Raw genomic sequence first — 18,125 nt, forward strand, 5'->3', positions numbered from 1 at the left:
GCAGTCAGGAGGCAGACGCATGCGCAAGGTGCTCATCGCCAACCGCGGCGAGATCGCCGTCCGGGTCATCCGGGCCGCCAGGGACGCGGGCCTGAGCTCGGTGGCGGTCTACGCAGACCCCGATCGCGATGCCTTGCACGTCCGGATGGCCGACGAGGCGTACGCGCTGGGCGGCAGCACGCCGGCGGACTCCTACCTGGTGATCGACAAGGTGATCGGCGCGGCCCGGGCATCGGGCGCCGATGCGGTGCATCCGGGCTACGGCTTCCTCAGCGAGAACGCCGACTTCGCCCAGGCGGTGCTCGATGCCGGGCTGACCTGGATCGGGCCGTCGCCGCAGGCGATCCGCGACCTCGGCGACAAGGTCACCGCCCGGCACATCGCGCTGCGCGCCGGAGCGCCGCTGGTGCCCGGCACCAAGGACCCGGTGGCCGGCCCGGACGAGGTGGTCGCCTTCGCCACCGAGCACGGGCTGCCGGTGGCCATCAAGGCCGCCTTCGGTGGCGGCGGCCGGGGGTTGAAGATCGCCCGGACGCTGGAGGAGATCCCGGAGCTGTACGCCAGCGCAGTCCGCGAGGCGGTCGCCGCGTTCGGCCGCGGCGAGTGCTTCGTCGAGCGCTACCTGGAGCGGTCCCGGCACGTCGAGGCGCAGGTGCTGGCCGACACCCACGGCAACGTGATCGTGGTCGGCACCCGCGACTGCTCGCTGCAGCGGCGCAACCAGAAGCTGGTCGAGGAGGCTCCGGCCCCGTTCCTGTCCGACGAGCAGCGCGAGCGCATCCACGCCTCGGCCAAGGCGATCTGCCGGGAGGCCAACTACACCGGCGCCGGAACCGTGGAGTACCTGGTCGGCAACGACGGCGTGATCAGCTTCCTGGAGGTCAACACCCGGCTGCAGGTCGAGCACCCGGTCTCGGAGGAGACCACCGGCCTGGACCTGGTGCGCGAGCAGTTCCGGATCGCCGACGGCGAGGCCTTGCGCTGGGCGGAGGACCCGGAGCCGCGCGGGCACGCGATCGAGTTCCGGATCAACGGCGAGGACCCCGGACGGGGCTTCCTGCCCGCTCCCGGCATGGTGACCACGTACCGGGAGCCGGCCGGCCCGGGCGTCCGGGTCGATTCCGGGATCGAGGGCAACTCGGTGATCGGGGGCGCCTTCGACTCGCTGCTGGCCAAGCTGATCGTCTGGGGCGAGACCCGGGACGAGGCACTGGCCCGGTCACGCCGAGCCCTGGACGAGTTCGTGGTGGACGGCATGGCGACGGCGCTGCCGTTCCATCGCGCGGTGGTGCGCGATCCGGCCTTCGCCCCGGCCGACGGCGCGGAGTTCACCGTGTTCACCAGGTGGATCGAGACCGAGTTCGACAACCAGATCCCGCCCTTCACCGGCGCCGCCGCTGCCGAGCCGGACGCCGGCGAGCGCGACCGGGTGGTGGTGGAGGTGAACGGCAAGCGGCTGGAGGTCACGCTGCCGGCCGGCTTCGGGGCCGGGACCGGCGGGTCTGCGGCCGGCACGGTCAAGAAGGCGCCCAAGCGGTCGGGGGCCAAGCGGTCCGGCGCCGCGGCGTCCGGGGATGCGTTGACCGCGCCGATGCAGGGCACCATCGTCAAGGTCGCGGTCAGCGACGGTGACACGGTGGCGGCCGGCGACCTGATCGTCGTGCTCGAAGCCATGAAGATGGAGCAGCCGATCAACGCCCACAAGGCCGGCGCCATCACCGGGCTCGCCGCCGAGCCGGGCGCGGTGGTCAGCTCCGGCGCGGTGATCTGCGAGATCAAGGACTAGACAGCGTTCACGCCCGAGCCGGCCCCCCGTAGCACCGACTCGGGCGTGTGTTCAGGTGCTGCTCAGGCAGCGTCGAGCACGGCCTCGATCTCCAGGGCGATGCTGATCTTGTCGCCGATCACCACGCCGCCGCCGTCCATCGGCATGTCGATGTCGACGCCGAACTCCTTGCGGCTGATCTCGGTGCTGGCCGAGAAGCCGGCGCGGGTGCCGCCGAAGGCGTCCGGGCCGATGCCGTTGAGCTCGAGCTTGAGGGTGACGCTCTTGGTGATGCCCTTGAGGCTCAGGTCACCGGTCACCAGGTAGTCCTCGCCGTCGGCCTGGACCGAGGTGGAGGTGAAGGTCATGGTGGGGTACTTGTCGACCTCGAAGAAGTCCCGCGAGCGGATGTGGTCATCGCGCTGGGCGTTGTTGGTGTCGATCGAGCTCAGGTCGATCTCGGCGGTGACCGTGGAGTCGAGCGGGTTCTCGGCGGTGACGATGGCGCCGGAGAACGAGCCGAAGCGGCCCTTCACCTTGCTGACCATCATGTGCCGGACGGAGAACGAGACGTCCGAGTGGGTGGGATCGATCGACCAGGTACCGGCCAGGTAGTTGGGGATGGTGGTGGTGGCGAGCGTCATCAGGAACTCCAAACTGTTTTAGTGTTCAACTATTGATGTCTCAACCGCTAGTTAGGGAGGTTTCATTCCGCACCAACCGTGGTCTGGGCCACAGCTAGGGCCGCTGAGTCGCTCAGTCGCGACGGCTGCGGATCAGCAACGTCTGCAGGCCGGCGCCGAGCAGCCCTGCCCGGTCGGACAGGCTGGAGCGGGCCAGCCCGATGCCGGGGCCCACCTCGCTGACCGCCTCCATCAGCAACCAGTCGTCCTGGCTCTGCCGCATCAGGTGCACGTCGAGGTCGATGTTGGCGAACGACCAGTCGTCCCAGTCCAGCAGCGAGGAGACGCCGCTGGCCGAATCGGCGACCAGGACCAGCCGCTGCAGGGTGGACGGCCGCTCCCCGGCCAGCAGCGGCACCCGGGCGCGGACCCAGACGGCGGCCGGGCCCGGCTCGCGCGCCCGGCCCGAGACGGTGCGCCATTCCAGGTGCTCGGCGTAGGGGAAGCCGTCCATGCCGAAGTCGGGAAGCGCCGCCGGATGAGCCGGCTTGTCCTGGCAGCCGCGTTCGGCGCCGGGCTGGGGCATCACAGGAGTTCCGGCCTCCGCTATCAGCCAGACCCGGGCCTGCAGACACGGACGGCCGTCGACGGCCAGCTCGGCCGAGATCAGGACGGCGCTGCGGGCCAGCCGCAGCACCCGGGCCGCCACCTCGAGCGGGGCAACCGGAACCGGCGCCAGGAACTCGGCCGCGATCCGGGCCGCTGCCAGGTCGAAGCGGCCGGCGGCCGTGGCGGCAAGCTGCTCGGCCAGCCGGACCAGCAGCGCGCTGGGTGGCCCGCCGTGCTGCAGGTCGGCCGACCACGGCCCGCCGCAGGCCGCCGCGCTGCGCACCGTGCCCTGCAGCTCGGCGCCCGCCCCCGCGCCGTCCGTTTCGGTGGTCAACCCGGCGTAGAAGGCGGTATCCACGCCGGGAACGATAGCGGCAGACTGGAGCGGTGATGATGCCCCACGAGCAGCACCCCGGCGCGCTGCGCTGGCTGGGCTACGCGCTCGGCGGCCGGCTGCCCGAGCGCTACCACGACTGGGTGTTCGCCGACCTCACCGGGCCGGATTGGCGGCTGCGCGAAGCGGGCCGGATCATGCTGTTCGCCGTCATTCCGGTCACCGTGCTGCTGTTGCTGCCCGGCCGGCTCGAGATCCGGATCTACGCCGCGCTGTTCGTCGTGATCGGGCCGCTGTTCGTGGGCTTCGCCTACGGCGAGGAGTTGCGCGACCGGCGGCTGCGCCAGCACGGGATGCTGCCGCCGTCCGGGCCCGATCCCGACTGAGACCTCTGACGGCTGGATCTGCCGGCTGCCCGTCCCTGCCGCTGTCGAACTCAGCCCCGGCGGCGGGCGGCGATCCGGGAGATCATCTCGATCCGCTTCTCGGCCAGGGCGATCATCTCGGTGGTGCGCAAGCCGACGTGAGCGGTGTCGGCGCCTTCGGAGAACACCATCGCCCAGCCGTTCTCCCCCTCCAGCGCCGGCACCCGCTCGACCAGCTCGGTGCGGGCGACGTGGTGCACGCCATGGAACAGGTAGTCCTCGGTGACGACGGCGACCACCACGTGGTCGGCGGGCAGCTGCGCGACGTGCGCCACGATGACCTCGGAGTTCTCCGCGAACACCGCGGCCGCCCGGATCGTCCGTCGGGATTTCTCGATCTGTTCCGGTGAGATGTCCATCAGCTGCCCCAGTCGAGGTCGTCCAGTCGAGTCGTCAGTCGAGGTCGTCGTGATGCATGAGCTGCCTGGCCGCCTCGGTGACCGAGCCCGAGATCGACGGGTAGATCGTGAAGGTGGCCGCCAGCTCGTTGACGGTCAGGCCCAGCTGGACGGCCACCGCGATCGAATGGATCAGCTCCGAGGCCTGCGCGGCGACCACCGAGCCGCCGATCACCACCCCCGAGGCCGGCCGGCAGTAGATCTTGACGAAGCCTTCGGTGACGCCCTGCATCTTGGCGCGGGCATTGCCGCTCAGCGGCAGCGTGATGGTGCGCGCCGGCACCGCTCCGGAGGTGACTGCCGCATGGCCGATGCCCACCGTGGCGATCTCGGGATGGGTGAAGACGTTGGCGGCGACGGTCTTGAGGCGCAGGGGCTGCACCGCCTCGCCGAGCGCGTGCCACATCGCCACCCGGCCCTGCATGGCGGCGACCGAGGCCAGCAGCAGCACCCCCGTGCAGTCACCGGCGGCATAGATTCCGGGCACCTCGGTGCGCGACACCCGGTCCACCTCGATGAAACCGGCGTCGCTGGTGGCCAGGCCGACATGCTCCAGGCCCAGTCCGGCGGTGTTGGGCACCGAGCCGACGCACATCAGGACGTGCGATCCGGCGACGGTGCGCCCGTCCACCAGCCGGACCTCGACGCCGTCGCCGGTCCGCGACACCGAGGCGGCTCGGGCCTGCTTGATCAGGTTTCCGCCGCGCTGAGTGAACACCTTCTCGATGACGTCGGCCGCCTCCGGGTCCTCCCCCGGCAGCACCTTCTCCCGGCTGGACACCAGGGTGACCGGCACGCCCATCTCGCTGTACCCGGAGGCGAACTCGGCGCCGGTGACGCCGGAGCCGACCACGATCAGGTGGGCCGGCAGCTCGGTCAGGTCATACAGCTGGCGCCAGGACAGGATGCGCTCACCGTCCGGCTCGGCGCCGGGCAGCACCCGCGGCGTGCCGCCGGTGGCTAGCAGCACCACATCGGCCTCGATCCGCTGGCTGGGGCTGTCCTCGCCGCTGCCGCTGACGTCGACCGCGAACGTCCGGCCCGGCTGGTCCGGGGCGAAGCAGGCCCGGCCGGCGAGGACCTTCACGCCATGGCGGCTCAGCCGGTTGGCGATATCGGCGGACTGGTTGGCAGCCAGCCGGCGCACCCGCTCGTTCACCACCGCCAGCTGCACGGTGACATCGGTGGTGGCCGAGGAGCAGAGCCCGACCGCGGGCGCGTCCCGGAACGCGGTGACCTTCTCCGACGCCGCGATCAGGGTCTTCGACGGCACGCAGTCGTAGAGCACGCACGCGCCGCCCACGCCGTCGGACTCGATCAGGGTGACCTCGGCCCCCAGTTCGGCGGCGACCTGAGCGGCCTCGTAACCGGCCGGGCCGCCACCGATGATCGCGATACGTCTCACGCCTTCCATTGTCCCGGATCATGCCCCGGTCCACCCGCCCGGGGCTGATGAGATCGACATGCGGATCGGTAGGCTGCTCGATCGTGCCCCTCTACGCCGCCTATGGATCCAACATGGACCCGTCCCAGATGCGCAGCAGGTGCCCGCACTCACCGTTCGCCGGAACAGGCTGGCTGCCCAACTGGCGGTTGACCTTCGGCGGCGAGGACCTGGGGTGGGAAGGCGCGCTGGCCACCCTGGTCGAGGAGCCCGGCGCGGCGGTGTTCGTCGCTCTCTACGACATCACGCCGCAGGACCGGATCGCGCTGGACAAGTGGGAGAGCGCCGACTCGGGCCTGTACCGGACGTCCCGGTTGCGGGTCTCGACCCTGGAGGGCGACGTGCTCGCCTGGACGTACGTGCTCAACGGCTACGAGGGTGGCCTGCCCTCGGCCCGTTACCTCGGGCTGATCGCCGAGGCCGCGGACGCCGCCGGGGCGCCCGGTGACTACGTGGACGAGCTGCGGCAACGACCCTGCCGGTCCATCGGCGGCTGAACCGTCCGCTCGCAGATCAGCAGAACCGCCCGCGCTGACATCATGTGCAGATGCCCGAATCCCGGCTGGTCAGCCTCGGCTATGAAGGCCGATCGGTGAATGACGTGGTCGCCGAGCTGATTAGAGAATCCGTCACCGTACTCGTTGATGTGAGGCTGACTCCGCTCTCACGTAAGCCTGGGCTTTCCAAGCGGAAGCTTGCTGAGGCCTTGGAAGCAGCCGGCATTCGTTATGTGCATCTGAGGGCCCTGGGCAACCCAAAAGACAACCGTGCGCAGTTCCGGGCAGGTGACCCACGCAGCCATGCCGTATTCAGGCGATTGATAGCCGCGGGCGAAGGCGCGCAAGCCCTACGTCGGGTCGCTCAACTGCTCGACCATCACACCGTCGCGCTGCTGTGTTACGAACGCGATCATCATGCCTGTCACCGGGGCCTGATCGCTGCTGAACTCCAGCGAGCGGAGCCGGCATTGGACGTGGTCCAACTCTAGAGTCGTGGAACTCCGCCCGGTATCTCCCACAAGTTATGTGTACGGGTTGTCCTTCTGGGTGGAGAGGACGCTGTCGGGCGTGCTGTCGTTAGGCCCGTCAGCCTCATCGAGACGGAGGCGGACCCAGCTGATCCTCTTGGTCCGGTCATAGGTCCAGCTGCTCGGGATGTACCCGGTGTCGCAGCCGTCGTTGTCGTAGTTTTGGAGGATGACTCGAGGACCGTCGTAGCTACCATCGGTGTACTTGATCTGAAGCCACACGTAGGCGCCTTCTCCGTCGCCCCGCCCACTCGAGTCGCAACGGTCCGAGACGTACGAAAGCACGTAGACGCTGTTGGCGTCGATGTAGCTGACCTCGCCATAGGCATGTGCGTACCCATCGGTCCGGTCGGTGTTGAGGTCGAACGACTGCGCAGCGAGAGCGGGCGTCTGGGAGGCGGCCATGATGCCGACGACGCCAAGGACTACTCCGACGGACTTCAAGGATCTCGACAACATGAGTTCTCCCCGGTGTCTGCGTGACTGTCGCGAGGCTATCGCCCCGTGCGGCCAGATCGAGCGTTATGGCGAAATTCGCGGCCGCAGGCATCCGCGCGCATAAGGCGTTGGCACCCTGATCAGGCGTGCTTGACCCCGCCGCTCCAGAACTCGTCCAGCAGCGCGGCGGTGAACCGGACCCCGATCGCCAGGGCGTCCTCGTCGATGTCGAAGTTCGACTGGTGCAGGTCATAGAGCGGCGCCCCCGGCCCGCGCACCCCGAGCCGGGCCAGCGCGCCGGGAACGCTCTGCAGGTACCAGGCGAAGTCCTCGCCGCCCATCGACTGCGGGGTGTCCGAGACCGCCTGCGGGCCGAACGCCGCCAGCGCCGCCCTGGTCTGGACGCCGACCAGGGCGCCGTCGTTGGTGACGGCCGGCACGCCCGGGTCGTAGTTGATCTCGATCTCCACACCCGTCGGCGCCACGATCTGCTGGGCCAGCTCCGTGATCATCGACTCCAGGCTGTTCCAGAGCCGGTCGTCGAGCATCCGGACGGTGCCCCGCAACGTCCCGGTGGTGGGGATCGCGTTGGCGGCCGAGCCGGCGGCGACGGCGCCCCAGACCAGTGACACGGCGGCGCGGGGATCGATCCGGCGCGAGAGCAGTCCGGGCAGCTCGGTCACCAGCTTGCCAAGCGCGTACACCAGGTCGACCGTCAGCTGCGGCCGGGCGGTGTGGCCACCCCGGCCGGTCAGCTTGATGTCCAGCTGGTTGCACGAGGCGGTGATCGGGCCGACCCGCATGCCGATCTGGCCGACGTCCAGCTTCGGGTCGCAGTGCAGCGCGAAGATCTCGCCGACGCCGTCCAGCGCGCCTTCGGCCACCGCGGCCTCGGCGCCGCCGGGCAGCCGCTCCTCGGCCGGCTGGAAGATCAGCCGGACGGACCCGCCGAGCGCATCCTCGCGGGCCAGGCAGCCGGCGACCGCCAGCAGGATCGCGGTGTGCACATCGTGCCCGCACGCGTGGCAGACCCCGGCGTTCTGCGAGGCGTAGCTCACCGACTTGTGGTCCGGCAGCGGCAACGCGTCGATGTCGGCGCGCAGCGCCACGAAGTCCGGGCCAGGGCCGATGTCGCAGATCACCCCGGTGCCGAAGGACAACCGCTTCGGAGCGAGCCCGAAACTGCTGAGCACCGTGACGATCAGCTCGGTCGTGCGGTACTCGGCGTACCCCACCTCGGGATGGCTGTGCAGCTCGCGCCGCCACCCCACCAGCTCGTTATGGTGAACCCCCAGCCAGTCGATGGCTCGGGCGTGGAGGCTGCTGGGCACAAGGGCACCTTATCTCTCAGCCCCGCGCGCCATCACCGGCCCTTACCGGCAGACGGCTCCCACACGCAGAACTCGTTGCCCTCCGGATCGGCCAGCACGTGCCAGTTGGTGTCGCCGCTCTTGGCACGCAGCAGCGTCGCGCCCCGCGCCACCAGCTCGTCCGGATCGGCTATCACGTCCCAATGCACGCGGTTCTTGACCGTCTTGGGCTCGGGCACCAGCAAGAAGGTGAACTTGCGCCAGGGCAGGTTCTCGATCCCGGCCACGTCGCAGTAGCCGCGCTCGTAGATCGGGCTGTGCCCGCCTAGCACCTCGGCCCACCATGTCGCGATGGTGCGCGGGTCCTGCGCGTCGACGACCAGGTCGAACAGCCGGTACTCCGGCGGCCGCTTGCGGACGAAGGCGCAGAACTCCTGGCCGTCCGGATCGGTCATCACCGTCCAGTTCCGGACGGGCGCCACCTCGGCCGCACCCAACTCCACCAGCTCGGCCAGCGAGCCGGTGCGCACGTCCAGGTGCACCCGGTTCTTGACCGTCTTGGCCTCGGGCACCTGATTGACCCAGATCGAATGCTCGGCGGACGGGCCGACCAGCTCGATCTCGCCCTCCGGCCGGTTGATCTCCAGGCCGAGCGCCACCGACCAGAACTTGGCCGCCTCCTCGATGTCGACGGCGTCGATGCACAGGTCCTTGAACCGGGCCGGCGGCCCCGATTTCTTCTTCGTCATGAACGCTCCCCTCCCGGTAGGCCCGCAAGGATCTGGGCCGCCGCCTGCTCCGCGGTCAGCTCGCCGGCCAGCACCGCATGTTCAGCGGCTGCGATCAGCGCCTTGGCCGCCGGCGTCTCCAGCTGCTCCAGCAGCCGGTCGCGCACCATCGACCTGGTCCAGTCCACCAGCTGGCGGCGGCGTTTGGCCTCGAACTCGCCGTCGGCCAGCAGCTTGTCCCGGTGCCGCTGGACGTGCTTCCACACCTGGTCCAGGCCGGTGTTGCGCAACGCGCTGCAGGTCAGCACCGGCGGCTGCCAGGCCTCCTCCGCGCCGCGCAGCAACCGCAGCGCGCCGGAGAGCTCGCGGGCCGCGCGCTGGGAGGCATCGGCATGCTCCCCATCGGCCTTGTTGACCGCGATCACGTCGGCGATCTCGAGGATGCCGCGCTTCATGCCCTGCAGCTGATCGCCGGTGCGGGCCAGGGTGAGCAGCAGGAAGGTGTCGACCATGCCGGCCACCACGAACTCCGACTGCCCGACCCCGACGGTCTCGACCAGCACCACGTCGTAGCCGGCCGCCTCCATCACCAGCATGGTCTCCCGGGTCGCCTTGGCCACCCCGCCCAGGGTGCCCGAGCTGGGCGAGGGCCGGACGAAGGCCGCGGGGTCGACGGCCAGCCGGGTCATCCGGGTCTTGTCCCCCAGGATGCTGCCGCCGGTGCGCGCCGAGGACGGGTCCACCGCCAGCACCGCGACCCGGTGGCCGGCCGCGGTCAGGTTGCTGCCGAGGGTGTCGATGAAGGTGGACTTGCCGGCCCCCGGCACTCCGCTGATCCCCACCCGCTGCGCCGAGCCGGTATGCGGGGACAACCCGGCCAGCAGCCGCTGGGCCTGCTCCCGGTGGTCCGGGCGGCGGGACTCGACCAGGGTGATGGCCCGCGCGATCGCGGCCCGGTCACCGGCCAGCACGCCCTCGTGGAGCGCGTCGACAGCTGGGCCTGTCGGATCGGTTCTCACCGTGGCTCAGCCGGCGCCGGGGTGCTGGGCGGCGAGCACCTCGAGCAGCTGCAGGGCAGCCGTCGCGAGCACGGTGCCGGGCGGGAAGATCGCCGCCGCGCCCGCAGCCCGCAGCTCGTCGAAGTCCTGCTCCGGGATCACCCCGCCGACCACGATCAGGATGTCGGAGCGGCCGAAGGCGGCCAGCTCGTCGCGCAGCGCCGGCACCAGCGTCAGGTGCCCGGCGGCCAGCGAATTGACGCCCACCACGTGCACATCGGCTTCGATGGCCTGCCGGGCCACCTCGGCCGGCGTCTGGAACAGCGGCCCGACGTCGACGTCGAACCCCAGGTCGGCGAACGCGGTGGCGATCACCTTCTGCCCCCGGTCGTGCCCGTCCTGGCCCACCTTCGCGACCAGGATCCGCGGCCGCCGTCCGTGCTCGGCCTCGAACCGGTCGGTGGCCGCCCGGGCCTGCTCGATCGAGGCCACCCTGCCCTCCTGTTCGGCCTCCACGCCGTACACCCCCGAGATCGTCCGGATCTGCCCGGCGTGCCGGCCGAAGACCGCCTCCAGCGCGTCGGAGATCTCCCCGACCGTGGCCTTGGCCCGGGCGGCGTCGATCGCCAGCGCCAGCAGATTCTGCTCCAGCCCGGCCGGCCTGCTGCCGTCGGCTATCGCAGCCGCCGCCCGGGTCAGCGCGTCCAGCGCCTGCCGGCAGGCGGCCGGATCGCGCTCTGCCCTCAACCGCAGCAGCTTCTCCCCTTGCGCTGCCCGCACGCCGGCATTGTCGATCTTGAGGACGTCGATCTTCTGGTCGGTATCCAGGCGGTACTTGTTCACCCCGATCACCGGCTGCCGGCCGGAGTCGATCCGGGCCTGGGTGCGGGCAGCAGCCTCCTCGATGCGCAGCTTCGGCAGCCCCTGGTCGATCGCGGCGGCCATCCCACCGGCCTTCTCGACCTCCTCCAGGTGCCCCCAGGCCCGCCGGGCCAGGTCATGGGTCAGCTTCTCGACGTACGCGCTGCCGCCCCAGGGATCGATCACCCGGTTGGCGCCGGCTTCCTGCTGGAGCAGCAGCTGGGTGTTGCGGGCGATCCGGGCGGAGAAGTCGGTCGGCAGCGCCAGCGCCTCGTCCAGGGCGTTGGTGTGCAGCGACTGGGTATGGCCCTGGGTCGCGGCCATCGCCTCGATGCAGGTGCGGACCGCGTTGTTGAACACGTCCTGGGCGGTCAGCGACCAGCCCGAGGTCTGGCAGTGCGCCCGCATCGCGAGGGACTTCTGGTTCGCCGGCTCGAACTGGGATACCAGCTTGGCCCACAGCAGGCGGGCGGCCCGCAGCTTGGCGACCTCCATGAAGAAGTTCATGCCGATGCCCCAGAAGAAGGACAGCCGGGGCGCGAAGGTGTCGATGCCCAGGCCCGCGGCCAGGCCCGCCCGCAGGTACTCCACCCCGTCGGCCAGCGTGTAGGCCAGTTCCAGGTCGGCCGTCGCGCCGGCTTCCTGGATGTGATAGCCCGAGATCGAGATCGAGTTGAAGCGAGGCATCCGCGCCGAGGTGAAGGCGAAGATGTCGCTGATGATCGTCATCGACGGGACCGGCGGGTAGATGTAGGTGTTGCGCACCATGAACTCTTTGAGGATGTCGTTCTGGATGGTGCCGGTCAGCTGCTCCGGCGCCACCCCCTGCTCCTCGGCAGCCACCACGAACAGCGCGAGCACCGGCAGCACCGCGCCGTTCATGGTCATCGACACGCTCATCCGGTCCAGCGGGATGCCGCTGAACAGCTCGCGCATGTCATAGATCGAGTCGATCGCCACCCCGGCCATCCCGACGTCGCCGATCACCCGCGGGTTGTCGCTGTCGTAGCCGCGATGGGTGGGCAGGTCGAAGGCCACCGACAGGCCCTTCTGACCGGCGGCAAGGTTGCGCCGGTAGAAGGCATTGGACTCCGTGGCGGTGGAGAATCCTGCGTACTGCCGGATCGTCCAGGGCTGGTTGACGTACATGGTCGGATAGGGCCCGCGCAGGTACGGCGCGATGCCGGGGTAGCCGTCCAGGAAGTCCAGTCCGGCCAGGTCCGCCGCGGTGTAGAGCGGAGCGACCTCGATGCCTTCCGGGGTGCTCCAACCGTCCGCAGCCTGCGCGTTGTCCGCTGCCGGGCGGCCGGACGGACGGCCCAGCGACAGCTCGCCGAAGTCGGGGATCACGACGGCGCCCCCACGATCTGGTATATCGATTCCAGGGCGGCGACCGCGTCGCAGCCGGCGAAGACCGCGGCGTCTATGTCCGCCTGGGCCTGGACGAGATCGGGCGGGCCGGCGATCCAGACCTGTCCGGCGCCGGCGGCCTTCAGCGCGGCGGCCAGCGGCCCGGCCTGGGTGGCGTACTCGGCGTCGGAGGAGCACAGCAGCGCCAGGCTCGTGCCGGCTGCTCCGAACGCGGCGACCAGCTCGTCCGGCCCGCCGGCGTCGACCACGGCCTCGATGCCCCCGGCGGCGAGCAGGTTGCGGGCGAACCCCAGCCGCCCGGTATGCGCCGACACCGGCCCGAACGCGGCCAGGAACACCCGCGGCCGGAAACCGGTGGCCGCCAGCACGGCGTCAGAACGGTCCCGCAGCGCCTCGAACGGCTCGGCATAGCGCACCCGCGGCAAGCCACCGGCCGGCTGCGGCGGCAGCGGACGGCGGCTGAGCGGAGCCTCGGACGGCATCGCGAACTCGCTGACGCCGGTGATCGGGTCGCGGCGGCGGGCGATGTTGTCCCGTCGCGGCTCCCAGCTGGCGGCCAGCATGCCGGCCAGCGCGCCGGATTCCAGCACGGCGACCGCGCCGCCGGCCCGCTCGATCGCCGTGAACTTGTCCCAGGCCACCTCGGCCAGCTGCTCGGTCAGCGACTCCAGGTACCAGGAGCCCCCGCCGGGGTCCAGCACCCGGGCCAGGCTGGACTCGTCGTGCAGGATCGACTGGGTGTTGCGGGCGATCCGGCGTCCGAAGTCGTCGGGCAGCCCGGCCGCGGAGTCGAACGGCGCGACGGTGATCGCCTCGGCGCCGGCGACCGCGGCGGCGAAGCACCCGACGGTCGCGCGCAGCAGGTTCACCCACGGGTCGCGCCGGGTCAGCGTCACCGCTGCGGTGACCGCGTGCTGGCGCTGGCCGCGGCTGCCGGCCGGGGCGCCGCACAGCTCGGCCACCCGGTCCCAGAGCCGGCGGCCGGCCCGCAGCTTGGCCATCGAGGCCCACTGGTCGGCGCTGACCGCGTACCGGAACTCCAGCTGGGCCAGCGCCGCGTCGATGCCCAGCCCGGCCCCGGTCAGCACCCGCAGGTAGGCCACCGCGACCGCGACGCTGATGGCCAGCTCGTCGGAGTCGCTGCCCCCGGCCTCGGAGTAGACGGTGGCATCGACCGTGACAGGCAGCAGCCGGGGAAAGCCGGCGGTCGCCGCGGCCAGCCGGGTGATGGAGACGAGCTCCGGCGCCGTCCCGGTGCGCGCGGCGTGCCCGATCGGGTCCGCCCCCAGCGTGCCGGCCACCTCGTCCGGGGCCAGGCCGCGATCGCTCACCAGCCGCAGCAGCGCCTCGGCCGCGGCCTCGGTCTCCGGCCCCGCGTCCAGCGCGATCGGAGCCAGCTCCAGGTACACCCCGTCCAGGACGGTGGCCAGCGACTCGACCGGGGCCACGCCCTGGCCCAGCTGCAGCCAGATCGAGGACGCGCCCCCGGCCAGCTCGGCGAGGACGGCCTGGTTGGCGGCGGCCGGGTCCGGGTCGGTCACCCGCTGCCGGACGTCCCAGGCGGACCGCCGGGCGCTGGTCCCGCGCACGAACGGTGGCTCGCCCGGCAACCCGGCGGCATCCAGGCCGACCCAGGCCGGCAGGTCGGCGGCGGTGTAGAGCGGGGCGAGCTGCAGGCCGTCGTAACTGCGGTAGGACAGCACGTCCTCCGGCGCCGCCTCGGGAAACGGCACGCCGGACCTGGTGAGCACCGAGGCCACCAGCGATCGCCACTGCTCCCGGCTCGCAGCCGGAAAGCCGCCGGCCAGGTCGAGGTGGGCTCCGGGTGCCGTCATAGCGCGATGTTAGAGCGAGCACAGTGACCGTCGCGTGGCGCCGTGGCCTATCTCTCGACCGCCGGACGCCCGGGGCACGCCATCAGGGCCGGGCCGTCCGCCCCGCCCGCGCCGCTAGGCTCTTCTCCCGTGACCGCCACCGGACAATCGCCCCAGCACCGGCTATCGCAGGACGAGCACCCGGCCGATCCGGGACAGCTGGCCGTCGAGGCGGCCCGGGCGCTGGCCGAGCGGACCGGCGCCGAGCGGCATGACGTGGCCCTGGTGCTCGGCTCCGGATGGCTGCCCGCGGTCGCGGCGCTGAGCGAGCGAGCCACCGCGGACGTGGAGTTCGCCAGCACGGAGCTGCCCGGCTTCCTGCCACCGGCGGTCGCCGGGCACGCCGGCACCATCCGGTCGCTAACCATGCAAGGACACGACGGCAGGCCCGGCAAGCGGATCCTGGTCTTCTCCGGGCGTACCCACTTCTACGAGGGCCGGGGGGTGGCCGCGGTGGTGCACGGCGTGCGGGTCGCCGCCGCCGCAGGCTGCTCCGTCACGGTGCTCACCAACGGCTGCGGCGGCCTGCGCACGGACATGCGGGTCGGTGATCCGGTGCTGATCTCCGACCACCTGAACCTGACCGCCGCCTCTCCGCTGGTCGGCCCCCGGTTCGTCGACCTGACCGACCTGTACTCACCCCGGCTGCGGGCCCTGATGCGCCAGATCGACCCGTCACTGGCCGAGGGCGTGTACGCGCAGTTCCCCGGCCCGCACTACGAGACCCCCGCCGAGGTGCGGATGGCCCGGGTGCTGGGCGCGGACCTGGTCGGCATGTCCACCGCCCTCGAGGCGATCGCCGCCCGGGCCGAGGGGTCGGAGGTGCTCGGCATCTCGCTGGTCACCAACCTGGCAGCCGGCATGACCGGCCAGCCGCTGAACCACGAAGAGGTGCTGGCGGCGGGCAAGGCGGCCGCGCTGCGGGCGGGCGGGCTGCTCGGCGAGCTGATCGGCCGGCTGTGACCGGCGCGATCACCGGCTCCGGAAACCCGCTGTACCGCGAGGTCGCCGGCTGGATCGCCGATGACCCGGACCCCGCTGGCGTCGCGGACCTGAGCGCGCTGCTGGCCCGGGCCCAGGACGGCGACCCGGACGCCTCAGCCGAGCTCGCCGACCGGTTCGCCGGTCCGCTCACCTTCGGCACCGCCGGCCTGCGCGGGCCGCTGCGAGCGGGCCCGAACGGGATGAACACCGCCGTGGTGCGGCGGGCCGCCGCCGGGCTGGCTGTCCAGCTGACCACGGCCGGACGGGCCGGCGGGATCGTGGTGATCGGCTATGACGGCCGGCACGGCTCGCGGTCCTTCGCCGCCGACTCCGCGGCGGTGCTGGCCGCTGCCGGCTTCGATGCCCGGCTGCTGCCCCGGCTGCTGCCCACCCCGGTGCTGGCGTTCGCGGTCGGCCACCTGGGGGCGGTGGCCGGGGTGATGGTCACCGCCTCGCACAACCCGCCGCAGGACAACGGCTACAAGGTCTATGCCCACGACGGGGCGCAGATCGTGCCGCCGATGGACGCCGAGATCGAGGCCGCGATCCGGGCCGTCGAGTCGGTGCGCGCCATCGAGCTGTCGCCGGGCTACCAGACGCTGGACGAGTCGGTGGTCGATGCGTACGTGGCGGCGGTGGCGGCGCTCGTCCGGCCGGACACCCCGCGCGAGCTGGACGTGGTGCACACCGCCCTGCACGGGGTCGGCGCTGCGGTCGTCCGGGCGGTGTTCGCGGCGGCCGGCTTCAGCGCGCCCAGCGAGGTCGGCGAGCAGGCCGAGCCGGACCCGGACTTCTCGACGGTGACCTTTCCCAATCCGGAGGAGCCGGGGGCGATGGATCTGGCGCTGGCGCTGGCCGGACGTGAGCAGGCGGACCTGATCATCGCCAACGATCCCGACGCCGACCGGTGCGCGGTGGGCGCGCTGTTCCCCGCCGCCGGCGACCGCCCGGCCGGCTGGCGGATGCTGCGCGGCGACGAGGTGGGCGTCTTGCTGGCGGACTGGCTGCTGCGCCGCGGCGTCCGGGGCACGTACGCGACGACCATCGTGTCCTCGACGATGCTGTCGGCGATGGCCGCCCGGCACGGGGTGGGCTTCGCCGAGACGCTGACCGGGTTCAAGTGGATCTCCCGGGCCGCGCCGGACCTGGTCTACGGCTACGAGGAGGCGCTGGGTTACGCGGTCGCGCCGGGGCTGGTGCGCGACAAGGACGGCATCTCGGCGGCGCTGCTGGTCGCCGAGCTCGCCGCCGGCCTCAAGGCCGACGGGTCCTCGATCCCGCGCCGGCTGGCCGAGCTGGCCGCCGAGTACGGGCTGCACGCCACCAGCCAGCTGTCCTGGCGGGTCACCGACCTTGCGCTGATCGAGCAGGCCATGGCCCGGTTGCGGGCCGAGCCACCCGAGCGGCTGCTGGGCAGGCAGGTCAGCGTGACCGACCTGGCGCCGGACAACGACGTGATGATCCTGCGCTTCGACGGCGGCCGGGTGGTGGTGCGCCCGTCCGGGACGGAGCCCAAGTGCAAGGCCTACCTGGAACTGGTGATACCGGCCGTCGCCGGGCCGGGCGCGGCAGCCGAAGCTCCTGCCGACGGTGTGCTGGCCGGCGTCGCGGCGGCCGAGCGGCAGGCCGCGGGCGAGCTGGCCGCGCTGGCCGTCGAGGTCAGCCAAGCAGTCGGCATGTCCGAGGGCTGAATCGGCAGGCCCGAGAGCTGGATCGCCAAGGGCTGGATCGGCAGGTTAGAGGCTGGATCGCCGAGGGCTGAATCAGCAGGTCCGAGGGCTAGTTCGTGTAGATCGCCGGGCAGTCCCCGGTCAGCAGCCGGTCCGGCGGTGGAGGCTGGGCCAGCGTCCGGCGCAGGGCGCACCCGGTGCGGTACAGGCTGCCTTCGGCGAACCGGTAGGTGGCCCAGTAGTTGTGGCCGGTGGCGTAGTTGGGCTGGTAGTCGTTCTCGGTGCCCAGCACGTCCAGCCAGCCGTCGTGGTCGAGGTCGGCGGCCATCGGCCGGCCGCCGTCGAAGCTGACGCTGGCCTGCGGCGAGCTGGCCAGCGCGCCCGAGCGCAGCGTCACCACCTCCGCGCTGCCGGCATGCGAGCCGGCCTCGGCCAGCACCACGCAGTGCGCGGGGACGGCCCCGCCGGCAGCGAGGCAATCAAGCTTTGCCGACCAGCCGAAACCGGCTCGGCCGACCCACCACTGCCGATGCCGGCCGTCGTGCAGCAGCTGCAACACCGGCGTGCTGCGATCAGCGGTGGGCGCCGCGGTCGGCGCGGCGCTGGCCCACAGCCGCACCGAATAGCCGCCGCCGAGCTGGACAGGCTGCTCGGGCACGCACGACCACTGCTTGCACGGCGCGGGCGGGGTCGTTCCGACGCCGCTGGGCGCCGTCGAATCAGTGGCCGGGACGCTGGAGCCGGCGCCGGGATGCCGACCCGATCCGGCGCAGCCGGCCAGCACCAGGCCGAGCACCAGCGTCGAGCCGAGGGTCACCGTCGAGCCGAGCAGCAGGCGGGGCCGCCTCGACACGACTCGTCGCACCCCGCGCGGTATCCCGGCGAGGGCTGTCGCAAGCTTGCTCATCTGAACACCTTCTCGGCAGGCGCTTTTCTCCGGCGGTGGTCTTCGCCGGCATTGAGAAGCGCCACCGCTGTACATGAGAACACCCCGCAGGGCATTGCGCTTGCAGCGCTCGGCATCAAGTCGGTAACAAGGCGACGGCCGGGCCGTCAGGGGGTGGAGCCAGGTGACGGCGACCCGCTGCCGGGGTGGCTGCCGCGGCGGCTGTCGCCGGTGCTGGGAGCCGGCATCAGCTTCGGATCCGGAGACCGGTCACCCACCTCGATGATCGAGCGGAGCTCACCCTGGGCATCGATGGCAACCACGGCGAAGAAGCCGGAATCAGCTGCGCGGATCAGCTCATCCCGGGTGCACGCGCTGCC

The 18,125-nt window shown here is 71.7% G+C and carries 18 protein-coding genes; 6 read left to right on the forward strand and 12 right to left on the reverse strand.

Features of this window, described 5'->3' with window-relative positions; translation table 11 throughout:
* Positions 1 to 19 precede the first annotated feature (19 nt).
* Positions 20 to 1,786: an acetyl/propionyl/methylcrotonyl-CoA carboxylase subunit alpha gene (locus VF612_RS06530; protein ID WP_408659043.1), complete on the forward strand. Its 1,767-nt coding sequence runs from the start codon at positions 20 to 22 to the stop codon at positions 1,784 to 1,786.
* Positions 1,787 to 1,848: 62 nt separating this feature from the next.
* Here VF612_RS06530 and VF612_RS06535 read toward each other — a convergent pair whose 3' ends face one another.
* Positions 1,849 to 2,409: a YceI family protein gene (locus VF612_RS06535; protein WP_408659044.1), complete on the reverse strand. Its 561-nt coding sequence runs from the start codon at positions 2,407 to 2,409 to the stop codon at positions 1,849 to 1,851.
* Between the two features lie 112 nt (positions 2,410 to 2,521).
* Positions 2,522 to 3,355 carry a thioesterase family protein gene (locus tag VF612_RS06540; RefSeq protein WP_408659045.1) on the reverse strand — a complete coding sequence of 278 codons (834 nt, stop codon included), beginning with the start codon at positions 3,353 to 3,355 and terminating at the stop codon, positions 2,522 to 2,524.
* Between the two features lie 32 nt (positions 3,356 to 3,387).
* On the opposite strand from VF612_RS06540, the gene VF612_RS06545 reads away from it, so the two are divergent.
* Positions 3,388 to 3,717: a DUF5313 family protein gene (locus VF612_RS06545; RefSeq protein ID WP_408659060.1), complete on the forward strand. Its 330-nt coding sequence runs from the start codon at positions 3,388 to 3,390 to the stop codon at positions 3,715 to 3,717.
* A gap of 50 nt (positions 3,718 to 3,767) precedes the next feature.
* On the opposite strand, the gene VF612_RS06550 is transcribed toward VF612_RS06545, so the two are convergent.
* Positions 3,768 to 4,115, reverse strand: a complete 348-nt coding sequence (locus VF612_RS06550) for a hypothetical protein (protein ID WP_408659046.1) — start codon at positions 4,113 to 4,115, stop codon at positions 3,768 to 3,770.
* Between the two features lie 34 nt (positions 4,116 to 4,149).
* Positions 4,150 to 5,559 (reverse strand): NAD(P)H-quinone dehydrogenase, encoded by a 1,410-nt coding sequence (locus VF612_RS06555; RefSeq protein ID WP_408659047.1) that lies wholly within the window; start codon positions 5,557 to 5,559, stop codon positions 4,150 to 4,152.
* An 83-nt stretch (positions 5,560 to 5,642) separates the two neighbouring features.
* Between VF612_RS06555 and VF612_RS06560 the strand changes: the two genes are divergently transcribed.
* Positions 5,643 to 6,095 (forward strand): gamma-glutamylcyclotransferase family protein, encoded by a 453-nt coding sequence (locus tag VF612_RS06560; protein WP_408659048.1) that lies wholly within the window; start codon positions 5,643 to 5,645, stop codon positions 6,093 to 6,095.
* 50 nt (positions 6,096 to 6,145) lie between these two features.
* A complete protein-coding gene (locus VF612_RS06565) occupies positions 6,146 to 6,586 on the forward strand; it encodes a DUF488 family protein (RefSeq protein ID WP_408659049.1) in 441 nt (146 codons plus the stop codon).
* 33 nt (positions 6,587 to 6,619) lie between these two features.
* Here VF612_RS06565 and VF612_RS06570 read toward each other — a convergent pair whose 3' ends face one another.
* The 6 genes from VF612_RS06570 to VF612_RS06595 form a co-directional block, all read right to left on the reverse strand.
* Complete coding sequence (locus VF612_RS06570) at positions 6,620 to 7,084, reverse strand: hypothetical protein (RefSeq protein WP_408659050.1); 465 nt, start codon at positions 7,082 to 7,084, stop codon at positions 6,620 to 6,622.
* A gap of 119 nt (positions 7,085 to 7,203) precedes the next feature.
* Positions 7,204 to 8,394: an amidohydrolase gene (locus tag VF612_RS06575; RefSeq protein ID WP_408659051.1), complete on the reverse strand. Its 1,191-nt coding sequence runs from the start codon at positions 8,392 to 8,394 to the stop codon at positions 7,204 to 7,206.
* A gap of 32 nt (positions 8,395 to 8,426) precedes the next feature.
* Positions 8,427 to 9,122 (reverse strand): VOC family protein, encoded by a 696-nt coding sequence (locus VF612_RS06580; protein ID WP_408659052.1) that lies wholly within the window; start codon positions 9,120 to 9,122, stop codon positions 8,427 to 8,429.
* Positions 9,119 to 10,120 carry a methylmalonyl Co-A mutase-associated GTPase MeaB gene (meaB, locus tag VF612_RS06585; protein WP_408659053.1) on the reverse strand — a complete coding sequence of 334 codons (1,002 nt, stop codon included), beginning with the start codon at positions 10,118 to 10,120 and terminating at the stop codon, positions 9,119 to 9,121. The genes VF612_RS06580 and meaB overlap by 4 nt, the downstream gene beginning before the upstream one ends.
* Positions 10,121 to 10,126: 6 nt before the next feature.
* The gene (gene scpA, locus VF612_RS06590; protein WP_408659054.1) at positions 10,127 to 12,310 is read right to left on the reverse strand and encodes a methylmalonyl-CoA mutase; all 2,184 of its coding nucleotides are present in this window, start codon (positions 12,308 to 12,310) and stop codon (positions 10,127 to 10,129) included.
* Entirely contained in the window at positions 12,307 to 14,166 is a 1,860-nt protein-coding gene (locus tag VF612_RS06595; protein ID WP_408659055.1) for a methylmalonyl-CoA mutase family protein, read from the reverse strand. Before VF612_RS06595 ends, scpA begins: the two co-directional genes overlap by 4 nt.
* Positions 14,167 to 14,295: 129 nt before the next feature.
* Between VF612_RS06595 and VF612_RS06600 the strand changes: the two genes are divergently transcribed.
* Positions 14,296 to 15,168 carry a purine-nucleoside phosphorylase gene (locus VF612_RS06600; protein ID WP_408659056.1) on the forward strand — a complete coding sequence of 291 codons (873 nt, stop codon included), beginning with the start codon at positions 14,296 to 14,298 and terminating at the stop codon, positions 15,166 to 15,168.
* On the forward strand, positions 15,165 to 16,880 hold the full coding sequence (locus tag VF612_RS06605; protein ID WP_408659057.1) for a phospho-sugar mutase: 1,716 nt from the start codon (positions 15,165 to 15,167) through the stop codon (positions 16,878 to 16,880). Before VF612_RS06600 ends, VF612_RS06605 begins: the two co-directional genes overlap by 4 nt.
* A gap of 88 nt (positions 16,881 to 16,968) precedes the next feature.
* On the opposite strand, the gene VF612_RS06610 is transcribed toward VF612_RS06605, so the two are convergent.
* Positions 16,969 to 17,766, reverse strand: coding sequence for a hypothetical protein (locus tag VF612_RS06610; RefSeq protein ID WP_408659058.1), 798 nt, complete (start codon positions 17,764 to 17,766; stop codon positions 16,969 to 16,971).
* A 146-nt stretch (positions 17,767 to 17,912) separates the two neighbouring features.
* The coding region (locus VF612_RS06615; protein WP_408659059.1) for a hypothetical protein at positions 17,913 to 18,125 on the reverse strand (213 nt) is incomplete at its 5' end.

The sequence above is a fragment of the Jatrophihabitans sp. genome (assembly GCF_036388195.1).
Taxonomy (GTDB): domain Bacteria; phylum Actinomycetota; class Actinomycetes; order Mycobacteriales; family Jatrophihabitantaceae; genus Jatrophihabitans_A.